The 18,692-nt window shown below is 66.2% G+C and carries 17 protein-coding genes; 8 read left to right on the plus strand and 9 right to left on the minus strand.

Features of this window, described 5'->3' with window-relative positions; genetic code table 11:
• Nucleotides 1-162 precede the first annotated feature (162 nt).
• Complete coding sequence (locus tag DFW101_RS20175; protein ID WP_009181564.1) at nucleotides 163-1,236, minus strand: OmpA family protein; 1,074 nt, start codon at nucleotides 1,234-1,236, stop codon at nucleotides 163-165.
• A gap of 140 nt (nucleotides 1,237-1,376) precedes the next feature.
• On the opposite strand from DFW101_RS20175, the gene DFW101_RS10860 reads away from it, so the two are divergent.
• The 3 genes from DFW101_RS10860 to DFW101_RS10870 all read left to right on the plus strand — a co-directional run bounded on the left by DFW101_RS10860 (nucleotide 1,377) and on the right by DFW101_RS10870 (nucleotide 3,723).
• Nucleotides 1,377-2,159, plus strand: coding sequence for a hypothetical protein (locus DFW101_RS10860; RefSeq protein WP_009181565.1), 783 nt, complete (start codon nucleotides 1,377-1,379; stop codon nucleotides 2,157-2,159).
• A 98-nt stretch (nucleotides 2,160-2,257) separates the two neighbouring features.
• Nucleotides 2,258-3,112: a diaminopimelate epimerase gene (gene dapF / locus DFW101_RS10865; RefSeq protein WP_009181566.1), complete on the plus strand. Its 855-nt coding sequence runs from the start codon at nucleotides 2,258-2,260 to the stop codon at nucleotides 3,110-3,112.
• Nucleotides 3,113-3,144: 32 nt separating this feature from the next.
• Entirely contained in the window at nucleotides 3,145-3,723 is a 579-nt protein-coding gene (locus DFW101_RS10870; protein ID WP_009181567.1) for a VOC family protein, read from the plus strand.
• Nucleotides 3,724-3,968: 245 nt separating this feature from the next.
• On the opposite strand, the gene dsrP is transcribed toward DFW101_RS10870, so the two are convergent.
• Genes dsrP through DFW101_RS10900 form a run of 6 tightly spaced genes read right to left on the minus strand, consistent with a single transcriptional unit; the run spans nucleotide 3,969 to nucleotide 9,645 of the window.
• A complete protein-coding gene (gene dsrP, locus DFW101_RS10875; protein WP_009181568.1) occupies nucleotides 3,969-5,159 on the minus strand; it encodes a sulfate reduction electron transfer complex DsrMKJOP subunit DsrP in 1,191 nt (396 codons plus the stop codon).
• Between the two features lie 8 nt (nucleotides 5,160-5,167).
• Nucleotides 5,168-5,944 carry a sulfate reduction electron transfer complex DsrMKJOP subunit DsrO gene (dsrO, locus tag DFW101_RS10880; RefSeq protein WP_009181569.1) on the minus strand — a complete coding sequence of 259 codons (777 nt, stop codon included), beginning with the start codon at nucleotides 5,942-5,944 and terminating at the stop codon, nucleotides 5,168-5,170.
• 42 nt (nucleotides 5,945-5,986) lie between these two features.
• Complete coding sequence (gene dsrJ / locus DFW101_RS10885) at nucleotides 5,987-6,403, minus strand: sulfate reduction electron transfer complex DsrMKJOP subunit DsrJ (protein WP_009181570.1); 417 nt, start codon at nucleotides 6,401-6,403, stop codon at nucleotides 5,987-5,989.
• Nucleotides 6,404-6,406: 3 nt separating this feature from the next.
• Nucleotides 6,407-8,020, minus strand: coding sequence for a sulfate reduction electron transfer complex DsrMKJOP subunit DsrK (gene dsrK / locus DFW101_RS10890; RefSeq protein WP_009181571.1), 1,614 nt, complete (start codon nucleotides 8,018-8,020; stop codon nucleotides 6,407-6,409).
• A 45-nt stretch (nucleotides 8,021-8,065) separates the two neighbouring features.
• Complete coding sequence (gene dsrM, locus DFW101_RS10895) at nucleotides 8,066-9,067, minus strand: sulfate reduction electron transfer complex DsrMKJOP subunit DsrM (RefSeq protein ID WP_009181572.1); 1,002 nt, start codon at nucleotides 9,065-9,067, stop codon at nucleotides 8,066-8,068.
• A gap of 38 nt (nucleotides 9,068-9,105) precedes the next feature.
• On the minus strand, nucleotides 9,106-9,645 hold the full coding sequence (locus DFW101_RS10900) for an RsbRD N-terminal domain-containing protein (RefSeq protein ID WP_009181573.1): 540 nt from the start codon (nucleotides 9,643-9,645) through the stop codon (nucleotides 9,106-9,108).
• Between the two features lie 165 nt (nucleotides 9,646-9,810).
• On the opposite strand from DFW101_RS10900, the gene DFW101_RS10905 reads away from it, so the two are divergent.
• The gene (locus DFW101_RS10905; protein WP_009181574.1) at nucleotides 9,811-10,332 is read left to right on the plus strand and encodes a hypothetical protein; all 522 of its coding nucleotides are present in this window, start codon (nucleotides 9,811-9,813) and stop codon (nucleotides 10,330-10,332) included.
• A 142-nt stretch (nucleotides 10,333-10,474) separates the two neighbouring features.
• Here DFW101_RS10905 and DFW101_RS10910 read toward each other — a convergent pair whose 3' ends face one another.
• Nucleotides 10,475-10,990: a CinA family protein gene (locus DFW101_RS10910; protein WP_009181575.1), complete on the minus strand. Its 516-nt coding sequence runs from the start codon at nucleotides 10,988-10,990 to the stop codon at nucleotides 10,475-10,477.
• Nucleotides 10,991-11,422: 432 nt separating this feature from the next.
• On the opposite strand from DFW101_RS10910, the gene serS reads away from it, so the two are divergent.
• Nucleotides 11,423-12,730 carry a serine--tRNA ligase gene (serS, locus tag DFW101_RS10915; protein WP_009181576.1) on the plus strand — a complete coding sequence of 436 codons (1,308 nt, stop codon included), beginning with the start codon at nucleotides 11,423-11,425 and terminating at the stop codon, nucleotides 12,728-12,730.
• On the plus strand, nucleotides 12,727-12,912 hold the full coding sequence (locus DFW101_RS10920) for a hypothetical protein (protein ID WP_009181577.1): 186 nt from the start codon (nucleotides 12,727-12,729) through the stop codon (nucleotides 12,910-12,912). Before serS ends, DFW101_RS10920 begins: the two co-directional genes overlap by 4 nt.
• A gap of 263 nt (nucleotides 12,913-13,175) precedes the next feature.
• Here the strand turns inward: DFW101_RS10920 and DFW101_RS10925 are convergent, their stop codons facing one another.
• The gene (locus DFW101_RS10925; protein ID WP_009181578.1) at nucleotides 13,176-14,819 is read right to left on the minus strand and encodes a TolC family protein; all 1,644 of its coding nucleotides are present in this window, start codon (nucleotides 14,817-14,819) and stop codon (nucleotides 13,176-13,178) included.
• A gap of 243 nt (nucleotides 14,820-15,062) precedes the next feature.
• On the opposite strand from DFW101_RS10925, the gene polA reads away from it, so the two are divergent.
• Both polA and DFW101_RS10935 read left to right on the plus strand, forming a co-directional pair.
• Nucleotides 15,063-17,699 carry a DNA polymerase I gene (polA, locus tag DFW101_RS10930; protein WP_009181579.1) on the plus strand — a complete coding sequence of 879 codons (2,637 nt, stop codon included), beginning with the start codon at nucleotides 15,063-15,065 and terminating at the stop codon, nucleotides 17,697-17,699.
• A gap of 132 nt (nucleotides 17,700-17,831) precedes the next feature.
• Complete coding sequence (locus DFW101_RS10935) at nucleotides 17,832-18,656, plus strand: tetratricopeptide repeat protein (protein WP_009181580.1); 825 nt, start codon at nucleotides 17,832-17,834, stop codon at nucleotides 18,654-18,656.
• Nucleotides 18,657-18,692 lie beyond the last annotated feature (36 nt).

The raw sequence follows: 18,692 nt of genomic DNA on the forward strand, positions 1-18,692 counted from the left end.
GGGGAACCCTTTTTGAAAAAAGGGTTCCCCCGGACCCCTTCCCAAAAACTTTTGGCTGGCTTCGCCGGATGCGCGGAGGTCCTTCGCCCCGTTCGGGTGGGTCCGGGAGGGGGTGACCCCCTCCCGGCCGCCGGAGGCATCTTCCCTCCGGCCTCCGGCCGGCTACTGCCCGGGTCGGTCGGGCAGGTCCGGCGGCAGCTCGGGCACGGGCAGGCCGGTGGGGCCGGTCGGCGCCGGCGCGGCCAGCGCGCCGGACGGGGCCTGGACCTCGGACGCGGCCGGCGTGGTCGCTGCCTCTGGGGTGGCCGATTGTTCGGCCGGCTGGCCGGCCGGGCCGGGAGCCGGCCCGGAAGAAGCGTCCGGACCGGGCGTCGGGGCCGGCCGGGCACCCGGCGTAGGCGGAGCGGCCGGCTCGCCCGGGCCGTCCGGGCCACCTGGGCCGTCCGGGCCGGCCGCCGGGACCGGGCCGGGCTTGGGCGCGGTTTCCCGCACCGGTTCGGGCTCCTTTGTCAGGTCGCGGCCCACGGGCGGCCGGCCGGAAACCGTGCCGCGCATGGATTCCGATCCCGTCTCGCCGGCCAAAAGCGGCACGTCGGCCACGATGATGTCCACCCGGCGGTTTTCCTGGCGCCCCTCGGCCGTGGCGTTGCTGGCCACCGGCTGGTAGAAGCTGCGGCCCATGGCCGTGAACCGTTCCGGGGTCAGGCCGCCGGTTTCGGAAAGAAAACGGATGACCGACGAGGACCTTGCCGTCGAAAGCTCCCAGTTGGAGGGATAGAGCGCCGAATGGATGGGCTGGGCGTCGGTGTGGCCGACCACGTAGATGCTCTTGTCCTTGACCTTGCCGAGCACCGCCGCCACCTTGAGCAGGACCTCCCGGCCCCGCGGCGAGATGTCGGCCGAGCCCGAGCCGAACAGGATCTTGTCCACAAAGTTGATTTCGAGCATTTCCCGGAACTGCCGGACCCTGATCTCCTTGGAGTCCACCTCGCCCTTGAGGTCGGCCACCAGGGAGTCGTAGGCGGTCTGCAGTTCCCCGGCCTTTCTTTCCAGTTCGGTCGCCCGCAGCTCGGCCTTGCGCTCCTCCTCCTTGGACCGGAAGAGCTGGCTGGTCAGATTTTCCAGGGCCTCGGGCACGCCCTTTCTGTGGTAGAGGTTGTTGGCCAGGTAGGCGGTCAGCCCGACCGGGACCAGCACCAGGGCCACCATGAGCATCTTGAGCAGTCGTCCTCGCATGCCAAAGCCTCCGGACCGGCGGCCTTGCCGCCGGCGGATGATTCGTCTTATTGGATTCGTCTTCGGCTGTCGTCTCCGGCCGTCTGGCGGCCCGGATGGACTGATGGTTACCCGCAATCCCCGCAAAAGGCCACCGCCCCATGGCAAACGACACCAGCCCCCGGCCCGATCTCGACATCGTGGAAATGCCGGCCACGGCCCTGGCCGCCTATTGGCTGTCGCTCAAGAAGCTGATGGACAGCCGCAAGGGCGGCCGGATCGTGCAGGAGGAGATGGCGGCCGTGTCCGAGCCGACCATCCGGCTCCTGCTCGAAACCGCCTTCGGTTCGAGCCTGCCCGAGGAGGCCCTGCGCCGCCTGTTTGCGGCCGGCCGGCGGCAGGTGCTGGCCGACCTGCGCCGCAAGCTCGACTGCATGGCGAGGACCCTTCTCGCCATGGCCGCCGGGGACAATCCCCAGCGGGTCCTTTCCATCCTGACCGCCCTTTTCGCCGTGCCGCCGGTGCGCGAGGCCAAGGCCATGGAGACGGTCTACGGCCTTGTGGAAAAGGTCCGGGCCGGCGACACGGCGGCCGGCGATCCGGCCGCCGTGGACCACGGCCTGGCGCCGGAGGTCCTGCTCGTGCGGCTCATGTACTGCCTGGTGGTGGTGCGGCGCGAAGGCCGCGAGGCCTGCCGGCGGCTGGCCGAGTCCGCGCGGTCGCTTTTTTTCGCCGAAGGCCTGGTCCTGGTGGCCGACGGTTTCGACGAGGCCTTTTTGCGCCGCCGCCTGACGCTCCACCGCCGCTCGCTTCTGACCGACGCGGCCGGCAAGCTGATCCTGGCCGAGGAACTGTGCCTGGGGCTTCGGGCCAGATATTCCTATGAGGACCTGTGGCGCGTGGCCCGGGCCTACCTGCCCCGGGACCGGGGCCCGGCCGCCTGACCGGCCGCTGGCCCGGCCCGCCTCCCCGCCCGGCCCCTCGACGCGTCCTTTGCGATCTGCTAGGTTTTTTCGACAATTTTCGCCAAGGAGAGCAAGGCATGGATCTGGAAGCCGTTTGCGGCCCGTCTGTTCCGTTTTTCAAGATGCAGGGCTGCGGCAATGATTTCGTGTGCGTGGACAACCGGGAGTTGGGCTACGACCCCGCCGACATGCCGGACATGGTGGTGGCTGTCTGCCGCCGGGCCTTTGGCGTCGGCGCGGACGGCATGATCTTCCTCGACCAGGCCCCGGCCGGGTCCGGCCTGGCCTACATCTGGCATTTCTTCAACGCCGACGGCTCCCGGGCCGAGATGTGCGGCAACGGCTCGCGGTGCGCGGCCCGGCTCGCCTGGATGCTTGGGCTGGCCCCGGCCAGCCACGTCTTTGGCACCGACGCCGGCCCCATCGAGGCCGTGGTCGATCCGGACTCCAGCCAGGTGACCGTCCGCCTGACCGATCCCAAAGACCTGCGGATGGACCTGACCGTCGAGATCGAGCACCAGGAGCTGCCGCTGCACTTTGTCAACACCGGCGTGCCCCATGCCGTGGCCGTGGTCGAGGACCTGGAGGCGGTCGAGGTCTGGAAGCTCGGCCGGGCCGTCCGGTTCCACGAGTTCTTCAAGCCGGCCGGCACCAACGTCAATTTCGTGGCCGTCGAGGGCCCGGGACGCCTGTCCCTTCGCACCTACGAGCGGGGGGTCGAGGACGAGACCTACGCCTGCGGCACCGGGGCCGTGGCCTCGGCCGTGGTGGCCCGGAAGCTCGGGCTGACCGGCGAGGAAACCGTCATCACCACCACCGGCGGCGAGGAACTGGGCGTCATCCTCAAGGACGGCAAGACCTATCTGCGCGGCGCGGCCGAATTGGTCTTCACCGGGGCCTTTTTTCCGCAAAGCCTGGGGCTCGACCTGTAGCGGCGGCCGCGGTCGCTTGGGAGGCACGCGCCATGCATTATACCGGCATCAACCATCTGGCCATGGCCACGCGCGACATGGACACGACGATCCGCTTCTGGCGGGATCTCCTCGGCATGCGGCTGGTGGCCGGCCTTGGCCGGCCGGGCTACCGCCACTACTTCCTGGAGATCACGGCCACGGACATGATCGCGTTCTTCGAATGGCCGGACGTGGAGCCGATCCCGCCCAAGGACCACGGCGTGCCGGTCAAGGGGCCGCTGGCCTTCGACCACGTGTCCATCGGCGTGCGCGACCGAAACGACCTGTGGGCCATCCGCGACAGCCTGGAGGCGGCCGGCTTCTGGGTGTCGGAACTGATCGACCACGGGTTCATCCTCTCGGTCTATTCCTTCGACCCCAACAACATCGCCATCGAGTTCAGCTGCCCTGTCCCGGGCGTGGACATCCGCTCCCACCCGGTCATGGCCGACAAGCACCCCTCGGCCGTGGCCCGGGAAGGGGCCGAGCCCCGGCCCGGCATCTGGCCCGTGCCCACACCGACGCCCTATGCCGAACGGCGCGTCTATCCCGGCGAGGGCCGGGAGCTGATGCTGGACGGGGACGAGTAGCGTCGCCGGGGGAGGCAGAGGCCTCCGGCGGCCGGGGGAACCTTTTTTGAAAAAAGGGTTCCCCCGGACCCCTTCCCAAAAACTTTTCACGGGTTTCGCGGGGAGCCTCGCCCCCGTTCGGGTGGGTCCGGGAGGGGGTGACCCCCTCCCGGCCGCCGGAGGCATCTTCCCGTTTAAACACGCAAAAAAGGCCCGCCTCCTTTCGGAAGCGGGCCTTTTCGTTGGCAGGACGGAGAGCCGCAGCCCTATTCGACCGGGGGCGGCACCAGGGAGGCGTTGCCGCCTTCCACTTCGACGCGCACTTCCACCGCGATCTTCCACAAGACCGTCAGCACGATGCCGCCGAGGGCAAAGATCATGAGCGAGATCATGATCTCCGGAACCGTGGGCGCGTAGACCGTCACGGTCTCGAAGGGGTTGGGCGTGAAGCCGCCGATGAGAAGCCCGAGGCCCTTGTCGATCCAGGAGGCGATGACCAGCATGATCAATCCCACCACCAGGGCCGGGGTCCGTTCGCGGACCGGGGTCGGGATGAGGAAGATCAGGCAGCCAAGGCCGAGGACCACGGCCGTCCACATGAAGGGCACCATCATGGCGTGGCCGTCAATCCCCGTGAACAGATACTTGAACGGCGCGATGTGGCCGGGCATGTTGCTGTAAAACGAGGTGAACACTTCGAGCAGGAAGAAGAAGATGTTCACGCACATGGCGTAGGTGATGATGACGGCCAGACGATTGATGGCCTTTTTGCCGGGATCGAACCCGGTCAGGCGCTTGAGCAGCAAAATGAGCAGGAGCAGGATGGCCGGACCGGAGCAGAAGGCCGAGGCCAGGAACCGGGCGGCCATGATGGCCGTCAGGAAGTAGTGGCGTCCCGGCAGGCCGGCGTACAGGAAGGCCGTGACCGTGTGGATCGAGAAGGCCCAGATGACCGACACGATGGCCAGGATCTTGACCCACTTGGGCGGGGTCATGTCGTTTCGAAAGTACTGCAGGCTCGTCCAGCCGACCACGATATTCAGGAACAGGTAGCCGTTAAGGACAACCATGTCCCAGAAGAGCACCGAGTGCGGCGTGGCGTTCAAAAGGACGTTGAGCATCCGTTGCGGTTGACCAATGTCCACGACGATGAAGCCGAGGCACATAACGACCGCGGCGATGGCCAGGAATTCGCCAAGAATGATCATCTTGGAGAATTCCTTGTAGTGGTGGAAGTAGTAGGGCAGGACGAGCATGACGGCCGAGGCGGCCACGCCGACCAGATAAGTGAACTGGGCGATGTAAAAGCCCCAGGACACGTCGCGGCTCAGCCCGGTGATGACCATGCCGTTCGACAACTGGTAGATCCAGAAGCCGAGACCGAGCAGCATGAGCAAGCCCAGGCCGATCAGCGTGCCCCAGTACCGGGGACTCCCTTTGAGTGCTTTTTCCAGCATGGCTTACCTCACAGAATGTAATACACGCTCGGCGAGGTGCCGGCGTCCGGTTTGCGGCGGAGGGTGAAGTGCTCGCGCAGGGTCTTGCGGATGTCGGACCCCTCGTCGGCCAGATCGCCGAAGACCAGCGCCCCGTCTGCCGCTTCCACGCAACGGGGCAGCTTGCCGATGGCCAGCCGTTCCGCGCAGAAGTCGCACTTCTCGACCACGCCGCGCATGCGGGTGGGATAAAGCGGATTGAAGTCGTGGATGAACGGCCGCGGGTCCTGGAAGTTGAAGCTGCGCGCGCCGTAGGGACAGCCGGCCATGCAGTACCGGCAGCCGATGCAGCGGTGGAAGTCCATCATGACGATGCCGTCCGGGCGCTGGAAGGTCGCCTGGGTCGGGCAGACCTTGACGCACATGGGGGCTTCGCAGTGGTTGCACAAAAGCGGCACCGGCAGATGCTCGATCTTTTCGGCCTGATAGTGCGGGTGCTCGTTCGGGAAGGCCTCGTCGAAGGAGGCCGACCAGAACCACTTGATCTCTTTCTTGCCCTGGATGTCGGGCACGTTGTGTTCGGTATGGCAGGCCTTGCGGCACTTGGCGATCAGCTCGGGGGTGAACTTGGCCGTGTGGACGGCCATGCCCCAGTGCTTGGCGCGCAAGCCCTCCTCGAAATTGGCCACCGTGGGCAGGGGCTCGGCAAAGGCCGGAGCGTCACCCAGGAAGCCGAGGCGAGCGGCGCCGATCCCCATGGCGGAGAGGGCGGCCAGTTTCATAAACTCTCGTCTGCTGCTCTTCATCGTTTGGTCCCCTTAAGTGGAGGTGTCACCGGGCGCGCCGGCCTAGTGTCCGCCCGTTTCGCCGGTGGCGGCGGGGGGGATGGGCGACTTCTGGTTCGGCGAGAGATTGTGGCAATCCCAGCAATAGGGGGCCACGCCTACCGTATTGTGGCAGCGGTCGCAGAACTTTTCCTTGTCCGTATGGCAGCTCATGCAGGTATTGGTCAGGCTTTTGACGAACTTCTGGCCCTTGGCGTTGACGTAGATGCGGTTGCCGTCACGCACGGCCTCGTTGCGCCATTCGTTTAGGATTTGCATGTGCTTGTCGCGCATGACCTTGGCATCCTCGATGCACTCTTTTTGATCCTTCGGCAGTTCCGGCGTGACCTCGAAGCTTTTGCCCAGGTTGTAGAGAACCGGGGTAAAAATGAGGGCCAGGAAGAACAGAATGCCTGGAATGATGTATTTGGCATTGTACATAGATTATTCCTCCTCGTCCTCCATCCCCGGCAGGGGGTTTTGCCTGAGATCGGTGGTACGCTTCTTCTCGCCGTCGAGAATGATCGCGTTGCCCACCAACTCATGCACGCCGGAGACGCCGACACCAGGGGCCCAATAGTCGCACAGCGGCGGCAGGGTGGCGCGGTCGATGGCGCAGATGCAGGCCAGGTTGTTGACGCCGTGGCGATCGCGCACATACTTGACCGCATTGCCCCGGGGCAGGCCGCCGCGCAGGCGCGTCTCGGTGAATTCCTCGTTGTTGAGGCCGGCGCCGCCGCCGCAGCAGAAGGTCTGCTCGCGGATGGTGTTCTCCGGCATTTCGTAGAACTGGCGGCAGACGTTTTTGAGGATGTAGCGCGGCTCCTCGAGCAGGCCCATGCCGCGGGCCGTGTTGCAGGAGTCGTGGTAGGTGGTGACGAAGTTGTCGTTGCGCGAGGGGTCGAGCTTGATCTTGTTGTTCTTGATCAGGTCGGCGGTGAACTCGCAGATGTGGAGCATCTTGGTGCCGGCGGCGGCGTCGAACCTGGTGCCGGTGATGGGCGAAACCGGGGTCTCCAGGAAGTCCGCCGGTCCGTTCATGGTCAGCATGTACTGGTTGATGACGCGCCACATGTGGCCGCACTCGCCGCCAAGGATCCACTTGACACCCAGGCGCTTGGCCTCGGCGTACATCTTGGCGTTGAGCTTTTTCATCATCTTGTCCGAGGTGAAAAGGCCGAAGTTGCCGCCCTCGGACGCGTAGGTGCTCCAGGTGTAGTCGAGGCCCAGATGCTCGAAGAGGATCAGGTACCCCATGTACGTGTAGATGCCCGGGTCGGCGAAGATGTCGCCCGAGGGGGTGATAAAAAGGATCTCGCAGCCTTTCTTGTTGACATTGGGCCGGATGCGCTTGCCCGTGATCTCCTCGATGTCGTCGAGGAGGAAGTCCATCATGTCCTTGTAGGCGTGGGGCTGGATGCCGAGGTGGTTGCCGGTGCGGTTGCAGTTGGCGGCCGGCTCGAGGATCCAGTTGATGTTGCAGCCGAGCTCATGGAGCAGCTCGCGGGCCATCATGGTGATTTCCGCGGTGTCGATGCCGTAGGGGCAGAACAGCGAGCACCGCCGGCATTCCGTGCACTGGTAGAAGTACATGAACCATTCTTTGACCACATCCTCTTCGAGCTTGCGGGCTCCGGCCAGCTTGCCGAGGATCTTGGCCGCGCCGCCGAACTCGCCCCGGTAGATGGAGCGCAGCAGTTCGGCGCGAAGCACGGGCATGTTCTTCGGATCGCCGCCGCCGATGAAGAAGTGGCACTTGTCGGCGCAGGCGCCGCAACGGACGCAGATGTCCATGAAGACCTTGAACGAGCGGTACTTCTTGAGCTTCTCGCGGAACTTCTCCATGACGATGCGCTTCCAGTCGGGCGGAAGCTGCCAGTCGTCGTCGGTCGGCGACCAGACGCGGGGATTGGGCATGCCGAGGTACTTCAGGATGTCGGGCTTGGCCGGATAGCTGAAGTTGCCCGGACGAAACGGCGTCTTGGTGTCCATCCACGACTTGACCGGCGTGGAGTAGTTGATCTTGATAAGTTCTTCCGGTGGCGGATACTTGGCCATGTTCGCTCCTCACTTCTCTCCAGAATAATGGGTTCGGGCCCGCGTCTAGGCCTCTTTGTCCACGGGGAGTCCGACTTCGATCATCTTCTCGCGGTAGTCGTCCTCGTAAGCCTCGTAGGAATGCGGCTTGATGGTCGGATCGTTCCAGGGGTTCACCCACATGGCCCGGCGGCTCATGTTGGGCAGCACCCGGGTGGGGGAGAGGAAAACGCCGCCCATGTGCATGAGCTTGGAAAAGGGAAAATAGACGAACAGGGCGCACACCAGGGTCAGGTGGGCGTAGACCGAGGGGTCGATGGGATTTTTCGGCATGGCCGGGTGCAGGGTGACGAGCCCCATGGCCAGTTCCTTGACCGCGATGACGTCGACCTTGACCACGTAGCGCATCCAGACGCCGGTCAGCACGATGCCAAGGAGCAGGAAAAGCGGGAAGTGGTCCTGCATGAGCGAGATGTAGCGGGTTTTGCCGTCAAAGACCCGCCGGGCCAGCAGGAACAGCAGGCCGACCAGGATGAGCGCGTCGGTCTGGTACATGACCGGCAGGCCGATCTGCAAAATGGAGTCGAAAAACTCGGCGATGCCGATGGGACGGGGCACCGGGGCCATGAAAAAGCGCAGGTGCCGCAAGAGGATCACCAGGAAGCAGTAGTGGAAGACGAGGGCGAAGAGCCACAGGGACTTTTCCGAGCTGTAGCCGACCTTGGGGCCGTCCTGCTGCAGCTTCACCGTGGTGTTGCGGAAAAGCGACCGGAAGGTCAGCACCTCGAACACCATGCGCATGAACACGCCGAACTTGGTGGACGGGTTGTCCCAGGGGTTGCACTTGATCCAGGGCAGCGATTTCTGCTGACCGGCTGTGGTGGGGATGCAGAACGGGACCGGGATCTTGGCCCACTCCACGATGCGCGAGACGAATCCCACCATGAAGATGATGATCGCGATGTACGGGAGGACGATCCCGAACAGCGCACCCATCCCCATCCCGGCGCCCAGCCACGGGATGACGATGAGCGCCAATACCACGAGAAAGGAATAAAACGCTGCCATGTACCCTCACCTCGTTAAAGGTTTGCCCGAAACGCGCCTCACGGTTCCTCTCCCTCGTCGGAGAAGTCGCAGACGATATTGGCCCGTTTGAGGAGCCTGTCGTACTGTTTCTTGATCTGGTTGATCCGCAGTTCGGAAATCTTCTCGCGGCACTGGCAGTAGATGTCCAAGGAAAGCAGGGCCAGGACGTCGATGGCCGATTCCAGGGCGAGCAGTTCGACAAAAAGGTTGTGTTCGGTGACTTGCGGCCAGAGCGTTTCGCGCACGGCCTTTTTGAGCAGGAACACGAAGGCCGTGGCCTGGGACGGGGTGAAATCCTGCACCGCCCGGACCCGGACGATCTCGTCGAGGAGAGGCGTGAAGACGGCCGGGTCGGGCATGGGCCCGCTGGCGGCCAGCCCGAGCACGATCCCCCGCATGCCGGCCTCGAATTTGTGGCGCACCGGATTGGCAAAAGGATCTTCCCTTTTCTTCCAAAGCACCGCAGTATTTTCGGCATAGGTATCCATGACCAGTTCAAACCACCGGTCCAGGACGGCCTTTTGCTCCAAAACCAAAAAATCCACCAATTTCAGCATGGAAATGTCCCTTTCTTCACAAACCCTAAACAGGCTGATTCCTTATCAGAAAAGCACAAATTGTAAAGACGGGAAATCCGGCGGCCGGTTCCTCCAACCCCATGAAATCCCACTCCTTGCCTGGCGAACCGGAAATTTGCTAGACACCGGAAAAAGAGGCGGCTCATGGAACCTTCAGCCAAGCAAGTGGAGATTTTGCGCGCCGCGGCCGCCTTTGCCACGGTCGCACGCTACCACGGGACCTTGCCGCGGCGGCAGGCCCTGCATTACGCGAAGGACGATCTGGCAGGCCTTGAGGATGCCGGATTTTTGGAGCGGGTCAAGCTTTCTTTCCCCTGCGGCAAGGACGTGGCCGGCTGGCGGCTGACCGATGCCGGCAGGCGCGCCCTGCCCGGCCTGGACCCGGCCGAGGGCCTGGAACTCGAACCCGAGCATCTGCGGATTCTAAACGATGTCTACCATTCTTCGCGCCTGAGCGCCCACCGGGGCATGATGCCAAAGGCCCTGGCCAGGCAGTTCGACGACGACGACCTGGACGATCTTTTCACCCACGGCTACCTGCTGCGCATCCGGATCAAAGGCGCGGGCAAGGCCAAGGGCTGGATCGTTTCGAGCAAGGGGCTTTCGGCCCTGCGCCGGGCGGCGGCAAAGCCGGAGGCGTGCGTTGCCTCGCCCGACGGGCCGTAAACCGGCCGGCCCTGCCCCCTTGCCGTCCCGGAGCCGGCCTCGTGCCGCACCCTTAAAACACGTCGGCATTTTTAGGATAAAAGCCAATTCTATCCGTGCGTTGCATTAAAAACGCCCCTGCCAGGACATCGAGGACACGGCCCTAGAGCCCGTTTGGCCCGTTCCCCCCGTCCGGGTGGGCGGCCAGGGCCAGGACGCCGGCCATGGCCTCGCGCACGGACTGGCGCTTGATGGCCAGCCGGTCGCCCGCGAAGGTGAACCGCTTGACCTCCACCGCCTCCGGACTTTCCCAGGCCATCCAGACCGTGCCCACGGGCTTCTGGGGCGTGCCGCCCCCCGGTCCGGCGATGCCGCTGACCGCCACCGCGATGTCGGCCCGAAGGACCCCCCGGGCGCCCCGGGCCATGGCCAGGGCCGCCTCCCGGCTGACCGCGCCCTTGGTGTCGAGAACCGTTTGGGATACGCCGAGCACGTCGCGCTTGATCTCGTTGGCGTAGGCCACGACCGAACCGAAGAACCAGTCCGAGGCCCCGGCCCCGTCGGTCAGGACGCTGGCCAAGAGGCCGCCGGTGCACGATTCGGCGCAGGCAAGCCTCCAGCCCCTGGCCCGGAGCGCCGCGCCGAGCCGTTCCGTCAACGCTGCAAAACCGTCTTCCACCTGCTCCCTCCTTTCGCTCCCGCATTCCGACCGCCGCGTCCCTCGGGCCGGGCCGCCCGCCCCCCGGGCCTCCCTGTCCGGACCTTTCCGCCGCCGTCCCCTGGCCCCGGACTGGTCCGGCCGGCCCCGGCCCCGATCCGCCAGGCCCCGGACCGGCCTCGCGGCCGCCAACCGTGCTCCGGTGCCGCCGAAGACGGACTCCGACCCATTGCAGGCATTACCCAAGGCAAGACCTGCGTCAAGTTCCGGATGGATAAGAGGGATTCGGCCGGGCCGCAAGCCCGGCGTCCGTCGCCGTCCCCCTCCGGGCGGCCGACAGGCCGGGCGGCCCGGTTTTCCCGCCCGCGGCCTCGGTCGGCGCCGCCTGGACTTGACGCGGCAAACGGGCCCCGCGTACATGCCTTGGCGACGGAAAAGACCAAGGAGCCAGTCATGTTGGATATGAAATTTTTGCGCCAGAATCCGCAGGCCGTGGCCGACGGCCTGGCCCGGCGGCGCTTTCCCTTTGACCTCGACGCCTTTCTGGCCTTGGAGGAACGCCGCCGCGAAACCATCACCGAGGTCGAGCGCAAAAAAGGCCAGCGCAACGCCGCCTCGGCCGAGGTGGCGAAAATAAAGCGCCAGGGCGGCGACGCCGCCCACGTCCTGGCCGGACTCGGCGCCCTTTCCGAAGACATCAAGGCCCTGGACGAAAAGACCCGGGACGTGGACGCGGCCGTGACCGAGCTGCTCCTTGGCGTGCCGAACATCCCCCACGCCACCACCCCGGACGGGGCCAATGAAAACGACAACGTGGAGATCCGCCGGGTCGGCGTGCCCCGCGCCCTCGATTTCCCGGCCATGGAACACCAGGACGTGGGCACGGGCCTTGGCGGCCTCGACTTCGAGCGGGCGGCCAAACTGTCCGGGGCGCGGTTCGTGGTCCTGCGCGGCGGCCTGGCCCGGCTGGAGCGGGCCCTCGCCGCCTTCATGCTCGACACCCACACCCTGGGCCACGGCTACACCGAGGTGGCCACCCCCTACATCGTCAACGCCGAGAGCCTGACCGGCACGGGCCAGCTGCCCAAATTCGCCGAGGACCTCTTCAAGCTCGACGGCCAGGCCGCCTACCTCATCCCCACGGCCGAGGTGCCGGTGACCAACCTCCACCGGGGCGAGGTCCTGCCCGAGGCGGCCCTGCCCTTGGCCTACACCTGCCACACCCAGTGCTTCCGGTCCGAGGCCGGGTCCTACGGCAAGGACACCAAGGGGCTCATCCGCCTGCACCAGTTCGGCAAGGTGGAACTCGTCCGCCTCGTCCACCCGGACACCTCCTACCAGGAGCTCGAAGTCCTGACCGGCCACGCCGAGGCCATTCTCCAGGCCCTCGGCCTGCCCTACCGGGTGGTGGCCCTTTGCGCCGGGGACCTCGGCTTTTCCTCGGCCAAGACCTACGACCTGGAGGTCTGGCTGCCCGGACAGGACAAGTACCGGGAGATCTCCTCGTGCTCCAATTTCGAGGATTTCCAGGCCCGGCGGGCCGACATCCGGTTCAAGCCCGAAGGCGGCAAAAAAACGGCCCTCGTGCACACGCTAAACGGCTCCGGCCTGGCCATCGGCCGGACCATGGCCGCGATCCTCGAAAACTACGTGCGCAAGGACGGCTCGGTCGTCGTGCCGCCGGTCCTTGTGCCCTTCATGGGCGGGACCGAAGTCCTCGAACCCGAGGGGCCCGGGAGGCCCGAGAGGAAAGGCGCATGAACGAAACCAATCGGCAGGAATTCAAGGAAGCCCTCAAGCGGGGGCTTCTGATCGGCGGGGCGGTCGGGGTCCTCGGCGGCCTCTTTTTCATGGACATCCGCCGGGGGCTCGTCCTCGGCCTGGTCGGCGGCTTCTTCGCGGTCCTCACCCGCCGGGCCATCGACAAGCGCAAGAAGCGCTAGGCGGCAACGGAGACGGGGGAGAAGAGGGAAGATGCCTCCGGCGGCCGGGAGGGGGTCACCCCCTCCCGGACCCACCCGAACGGGGCCGAAGCTCCCCGCGCCCCAGGCGAAGCCGGCCAAAAGTTTTTGGGAAGGGTTCCCCCGGCCGCCGGAGGCGTCTTCCTTCCCCGGCGGGGTTCGGGGCGGAGCCCCGATTCTCAGACCATAAAAAAGCCCGGGCATGCCCGGGCTTTTTTCGTGGCCGCGCGGGGGCGGGCCTGGAGCTAGTTGGAGACGAGGCTCAGGTTCTTGACGCCCATGGCCACGTAGATGTCGGCCAGGGCGCTCTGGTAGTCGGTCAGGGCCTGGGTCAGATTGAACTCGGCCGAGCTCACCCGGGCCTGGGCGTCGAGGACGTCGGTGCTGGTGCCGACCTGCGCCTGGTAGCGGGCCACGGCCATGCGGTAGCCTTCGCGCGAGGCTTCGAGCGCCGTGCGGGCCACGGAGATGCGTTTGGCCGCGTCCTGGATGTTTAGGTAGAAGGTCTTGACCTGGTAGCCGACGTCGAGGCGCAGCTTGGCCAGGTCGGCCTGGACCTTTTTCACGTTTTCCCGGGCGGACTGCACGCCGAAGTAGGTCGAGCCCCAGTCCCAGGCCTGGAGCGTGGCCCCGATGCCGATGGCGGCGGAGTCCGGCGTGGTGGCGCCGGAGGAGTCCTTGAGGCCGAGGTCGGGCTGGTTGCCCTGCTTGGTGTAGGTGGCCTGGGCCTGGACCTGGGGATAGAAGGTGCTGGCCGCGATCTTGACGTCGCGTTCGGCCATCTGGACGGTCTTCACCCCCATGTAGAGGTCCGGGCGCAGCTTGTAGGCCGTGTCCAGGCACTCTTCGATGCTCATGGGGAACGGGATGTAGGTCAGCTCGCCCACGTAATTGGTCTGCTGGTTAAGCGGCAGGTTTAGGAGCGAATTGAGCTGGGCCGTCTGGACCAGGACATCGTTTTCGGCCTTCAGCAGGTTCTGCTCGGCCTGGGCCAGGTCGGATTCGGCCTGCAACACGTCGAGGCGGGGCTTGAGGCCCACGTCGTAGTAGGCCTGGGCCACCTTGTACTGGGATTCGAGCCGGGCCACGGAATCCTTGTTGCTCTGCACGTTGGACCGGGCCTGGAGCAGGGTCAGGAAGGCCTGCTGCACGGCTTTGATGAGGCTCAGTTCCGTGTACTTGATGTTGGCCTCGGCCTGCTCCCGGGACAGCTCGGCCTTCTGGTAGCTGCTCAAGAGCTTGAAACCGGTGAAAAGCGGCTGGGTGGCCGTCAACTGCAACTGGTACAGGTTTTTCCAGTAGCCGATCCGGGAAGAGGAATAGGTCGATGTGGCCAGCGAGGACCCGGTCATGCTGTTGATGATCTGGTTGCTCGGGATGGTGACGGCGTTTTGGCTGATGACCTGGGCGTCGGTCCGCTGGAAGGTGTAGCTCACCGTGCCGACCGCCCCGAAATTGGCCATGGCTTGGCGCCGCTGCTGCTCGGCGCCGCTCAGGATGGCCCGGGCCGACTGCATCTGCGGGTTGGCGTCAAGGCCGCGCTGGGCGCTCTGCTGCATGTCGATGGGGTTGCCCTCGGCGGCCGGAAGGCCGGCGCCGGTGGTCGTGTGCTGGGCCACGGCCGGATCGGTCTGCCGGTCCTTGACGAAGTCCGGCAGCGGAATCTTCTCGATCTTGGCTTCGATGCCGTCGCCCGCCGGGGCGGGACTCCCGGCCTGGGAGCCGTTGGCGGAACCGCTTTTGGCGTTGGCGGTATAGCGGTTGGCCACCCGGTCCTTGGCGGACGGCGTGGCCGCGTCCTGGGCCTGGGCCTGGCCGGCGAAGAGGCCCGCAACGAAAAGACTCGTGATGACAGCCAGAAAGAGTCTTTGTTTGAAACATGCAATCATTCGGTCCTTCTCCCTGCCGGTCGATTACCCTGTTTCGGGCAACACCCGATAATATAATTATTCCGGAATGTATAGCTTGGTGAACACGCATTCACCAAGCCGACCAACATGACGACGATCTCGGCCTTCTAGGCCCTTCCCCCGGCTTTGTCGAGGCCCGGCCGCTCCCGGTTGCAACCCGCACGCCCCTGCCGTACAAACCCGCCATCGGCACCGCCGCAAGGACAGGCCCAAAGGAGCCCCATGACCCTCGCCAAACGCCTCGGATTCGAGCAGAGCCCGGTTTTCCTCGTGGACGGCACCGCTTTTTTCTACCGGGGCTACCATGCCTTCGGCGACCTCTCCCGCTCGGACGGGTTTCCGACCAGCGCCCTTTTCATGATTTTTCGGCTGCTGTTCAAGTTACTGAAAGAACAGGAACCGAGCCACCTGGTTTTCTTTCTGGACGGACGCGGCCCCAATTTCCGCAGCAAGATTTATTCCAATTACAAGGCCAACCGCGACGCCATGCCCGAGCCCCTGGCCCGGCAGGTGGAGCCCCTGCGCCAGGGCCTGCGCCTCCTTGGCGTGCCGGTCATCGTGCCCGAGGACGCCGAGGCCGACGACGGCATCGCCACCCTGGCCGCCCGGTTCCGGGACATCCGGCCGGTGGTCATCGTCGGCGCGGACAAGGACCTCAAGCAGTGCCTGGACGACCGGGTGGTCCTCTACGATCCCTCGGGCAAGGCCGAGAAGCTGACCACCAAGGCCGCCTTCACGGCCGAGTGCGGCATCGAGCCCGCCTCCTGGCCGGATTTGCAAGCCCTGGTCGGGGACACCAGCGACAACATCCCGGGCGTGCCGGGGGTCGGCCCCAAGACGGCGCTGGCCATCCTGCGCACCCTGCCGACGCTCGAAGCCGTGCGCGACAACCTGGACGCCGTGCCCGTCTCGGCCCGCAAAAAGATCGAGCCCTTTCTGGAGGCGGTCTTCACCTACCGTGCGCTGACGCGCCTTCGCACCGACATCCTGCCGGACACGGCCCTGGCCGACGCGCTGCTGGCCAAGCCCGACACGGCCGGGCTGCGGGCCTTTCTGGAGTCCTACGAGTTGCGCACCCTGGCCCGGGAGGCGGCCGTCCTGCCGACCGACCCGGCCGGCAAGGCGGCCCAGGCGGCCGCTCCCAAGGCCGCTGGCGCGGCCACCCAGCTCTCGCTTTTCGGCAACGACCGGCCCTGCCCGCCGCCCGTGGAACCGGGCGCGGCCCGGGACTTCGTCCCGGCCACCGGCCTGCCGGACCTGTCCGGCCGGGCCGTGGCCCTGGTACCGGTGGCCGGCGGCTTCACCCTGTCCCTCGGCCCCGCCGAGTGCGCGACCGACGCCGCCCCGGCCGAGCTGGCCCCGCTTCTGGCCACAGCCTCCCGGGTGGCCGTGCCCTCGGTCAAGGCCCTCCTGGCCCTGGATCCGGCCTTCGAGGCCCTGCCCCTCCCCACATGGTTCGACCTCGGCCTCGCCGCCTATCTCCTCAATCCCGAACAGCGCAACTACGGGTTCGAGCGGCTGCGCGACAGCCTTTTCGCCGATCCGGCCGTGGACGCCTCGGACCTGTCCCCGGCCGACACGGCCAAGGCCGCGGCCCGCCTCGCCGATCTCCTGGCCTCGCGCCTGGAGGCGGCCGGCCTCTCCGACCTGGTGGCCCGGCTGGAGCTGCCCCTGGTGCCCGTCCTTTTGTCCATGGAGCGGATCGGCATCGGCATCGACACCGCCGCCCTGGCCGCCTTTGGCGCGGAAGTGGCCACCGAACTGGCCCGCCTCGAAGGGGCCATCCGGGAGCTGGCCGGCGAGGGGTTCAACCCCCGGTCGAGCCGGCAGCTCGGGGAGGTCCTTTACGGCCGGATGGGCCTCAAGCCCCGGGGCAAGACCCCGGGCGGCGCGGCCTCGACCTCCCAGGAGGCCCTCGAGCGGCTGGCCGGCGAAAACCCGCTGGTGGACCGCATCCTGGAATTCCGGAAGCTCGAAAAGCTCCGCTCCACCTACCTCGATCCCCTGCCGCGCCTGGCCGACGCCGCCGGCCGGATCCACACCACGTTCAACAATCTGGCCACGGCCACGGGCCGGCTCTCGAGCTCCAACCCCAATCTGCAAAACATCCCCATCCGGGGCACCCTTGGCCGGCGCATGCGCGAGTGTTTCGTGGCCGCTGCCGGGAAAAAGCTGGTCGCGGCCGACTATTCCCAGATTGAGCTGCGGGTCCTGGCCCACCTGTCCGGCGAGCCGGCGCTCCTTGCGGCCTTCGAGCAGGGGGCCGACATCCACGCCCGCACGGCCGCCATCCTTTTCGACAAGGCCGAGGCCGACATCCGGCCCGACGAACGCCGGCAGGCCAAGACCATCAACTTCGGCCTGCTCTATGGCATGGGGCCCCAGAAGCTGTCCCGGGACCTCGGCATCAAGCTCGACGCGGCCAAGGCCTTCATCGAGAAGTATTTCGAGCGACTCTCCGGCCTCTCGACGTTCTACCAGGGCATCGTGGACACGGCCAAGGCGCAGGGCTTCGTCACCACCCTGGCCGGGCGGCGGCGGCTGTTGCCGGAAATCCATTCCGCCAACAGCCAGCTGGCCTCCCAGGCCCGGCGCCAGGCCATCAACACGGTGGTCCAGGGCGGCGCGGCCGACATCATCAAGATGGCCATGCTGGCGGCCCACAACGACCCGGAACTGGCCGGGCTCGGCGCGGCCATGGTGCTCCAGGTCCACGACGAACTGCTGCTCGAAACGCCGGAAGCGGCCGCCCAGGCCGCCGGCGAGCGGCTGTCCGCGCTCATGTGCGGGGTCGTCGCCCTGGCCGTGCCCCTGGCCGTCGACTGGGGCGCGGGCCAGACCTGGGGCCAGGCCCATTAGGCGGCGTCCGGGGCTTTTAATCCCGGCCAAACTCCCGTATCGTCCGCGCCTGGGAACTCTTTCCCGACGCCGCCGACAGCCGGAGGCGTTCCAGCCGGCCCGGCCGGCCGGAACCTTTTGAAGGAACAGGGCATGCCGCCATCCGGAAAATCCATTCGCGAAGACCTGGCCCGGGCCAAGGCCGCCTTTGCCAAAAACGACGAACTGCGGACCGTGCAGCTCGTGGTCATGGCCTTGCGGGCTTTCGTGTCCGTCAAACTGCCGAGCTCCGACCGCATCATGGTGGAAGGCCTGCTGCGCGAAAGCTTTTCCAATCTGAGCAAACTGCCCCACATCCGGAAACTGGCCCCAAACGGCATCCCCTACGTCAAGGGACAGGAGCAGAAGCTCTGCTCCACCCTCATTCCCCTGGCCCAACAGCTCGAAGACGAGCTCGGCCGGGAAGACCTGGACGCCATGCGCGAACGCAAGCTGCGCATCGACCATGCCATCATCAAGGGGAGCAAATTTCTGGCCGACGGCAACCTGCTCGAAGCCCAGCGCAACTTCCGGGCGGCCGTGGAAGACTACGTGGACGAGAAAGGGCTTTTCCCGCTGATCGCCTCGCGCCTCCTCGACGCCGGCCAGTTCAAGCCGTCGTTCGAATACATCCGGCGGGCGGTGGAAGAGTCCCCGGACAACGCCCGGGCCTACGATTTCCTGCTGACCGCGGCCGGCAAGGCCGAGGAATGGAGCCTGGCCGAGCGCATCCTGCTCGACGTCCAGGCAAAGGGCGTCCGCCAGCCCCTGCTCGACCAGACGCTGGCCCTGGTGGAAGCGCGCCTTGGCCACTGGGCCGAGGCCCGTTCGGCGGCCAAACGGGCCGTGGACGCAGCACCCCGCCTGGCCGAAGCCGCCCGGGTCCTGGCCCTGGCCGAGAAGAAACTGGCCGAGAAAGCCGCTCCTTCCGCATCCTGACCCCGGCCCCACCGGAACGGCGCACCTGCGGCCGGG

The sequence above is a fragment of the Solidesulfovibrio carbinoliphilus subsp. oakridgensis genome (genome assembly GCF_000177215.2).
GTDB classification, from domain to species: domain Bacteria; phylum Desulfobacterota; class Desulfovibrionia; order Desulfovibrionales; family Desulfovibrionaceae; genus Solidesulfovibrio; species Solidesulfovibrio carbinoliphilus.

Excerpts from the sequence above, each read along its gene's own strand:
- DFW101_RS20175 (WP_009181564.1), bottom strand. The coding sequence starts at position 1,236 with ATGCGAGGACGACTGCTCAAGATGCTCATGGTGGCCCTGGTGCTGGTC.
- DFW101_RS10860 (WP_009181565.1), top strand. The coding sequence starts at position 1,377 with ATGGCAAACGACACCAGCCCCCGGCCCGATCTCGACATCGTGGAAATG.
- dapF (WP_009181566.1), top strand. The coding sequence starts at position 2,258 with ATGGATCTGGAAGCCGTTTGCGGCCCGTCTGTTCCGTTTTTCAAGATG.
- DFW101_RS10870 (WP_009181567.1), top strand. The coding sequence starts at position 3,145 with ATGCATTATACCGGCATCAACCATCTGGCCATGGCCACGCGCGACATG.
- dsrP (WP_009181568.1), bottom strand. The coding sequence starts at position 5,159 with ATGCTGGAAAAAGCACTCAAAGGGAGTCCCCGGTACTGGGGCACGCTG.
- dsrO (WP_009181569.1), bottom strand. The coding sequence starts at position 5,944 with ATGAAGAGCAGCAGACGAGAGTTTATGAAACTGGCCGCCCTCTCCGCC.
- dsrJ (WP_009181570.1), bottom strand. The coding sequence starts at position 6,403 with ATGTACAATGCCAAATACATCATTCCAGGCATTCTGTTCTTCCTGGCC.
- dsrK (WP_009181571.1), bottom strand. The coding sequence starts at position 8,020 with ATGGCCAAGTATCCGCCACCGGAAGAACTTATCAAGATCAACTACTCC.
- dsrM (WP_009181572.1), bottom strand. The coding sequence starts at position 9,067 with ATGGCAGCGTTTTATTCCTTTCTCGTGGTATTGGCGCTCATCGTCATC.
- DFW101_RS10900 (WP_009181573.1), bottom strand. The coding sequence starts at position 9,645 with ATGCTGAAATTGGTGGATTTTTTGGTTTTGGAGCAAAAGGCCGTCCTG.
- DFW101_RS10905 (WP_009181574.1), top strand. The coding sequence starts at position 9,811 with ATGGAACCTTCAGCCAAGCAAGTGGAGATTTTGCGCGCCGCGGCCGCC.
- serS (WP_009181576.1), top strand. The coding sequence starts at position 11,423 with ATGTTGGATATGAAATTTTTGCGCCAGAATCCGCAGGCCGTGGCCGAC.
- DFW101_RS10920 (WP_009181577.1), top strand. The coding sequence starts at position 12,727 with ATGAACGAAACCAATCGGCAGGAATTCAAGGAAGCCCTCAAGCGGGGG.
- DFW101_RS10925 (WP_009181578.1), bottom strand. The coding sequence starts at position 14,819 with ATGATTGCATGTTTCAAACAAAGACTCTTTCTGGCTGTCATCACGAGT.
- polA (WP_009181579.1), top strand. The coding sequence starts at position 15,063 with ATGACCCTCGCCAAACGCCTCGGATTCGAGCAGAGCCCGGTTTTCCTC.
- DFW101_RS10935 (WP_009181580.1), top strand. The coding sequence starts at position 17,832 with ATGCCGCCATCCGGAAAATCCATTCGCGAAGACCTGGCCCGGGCCAAG.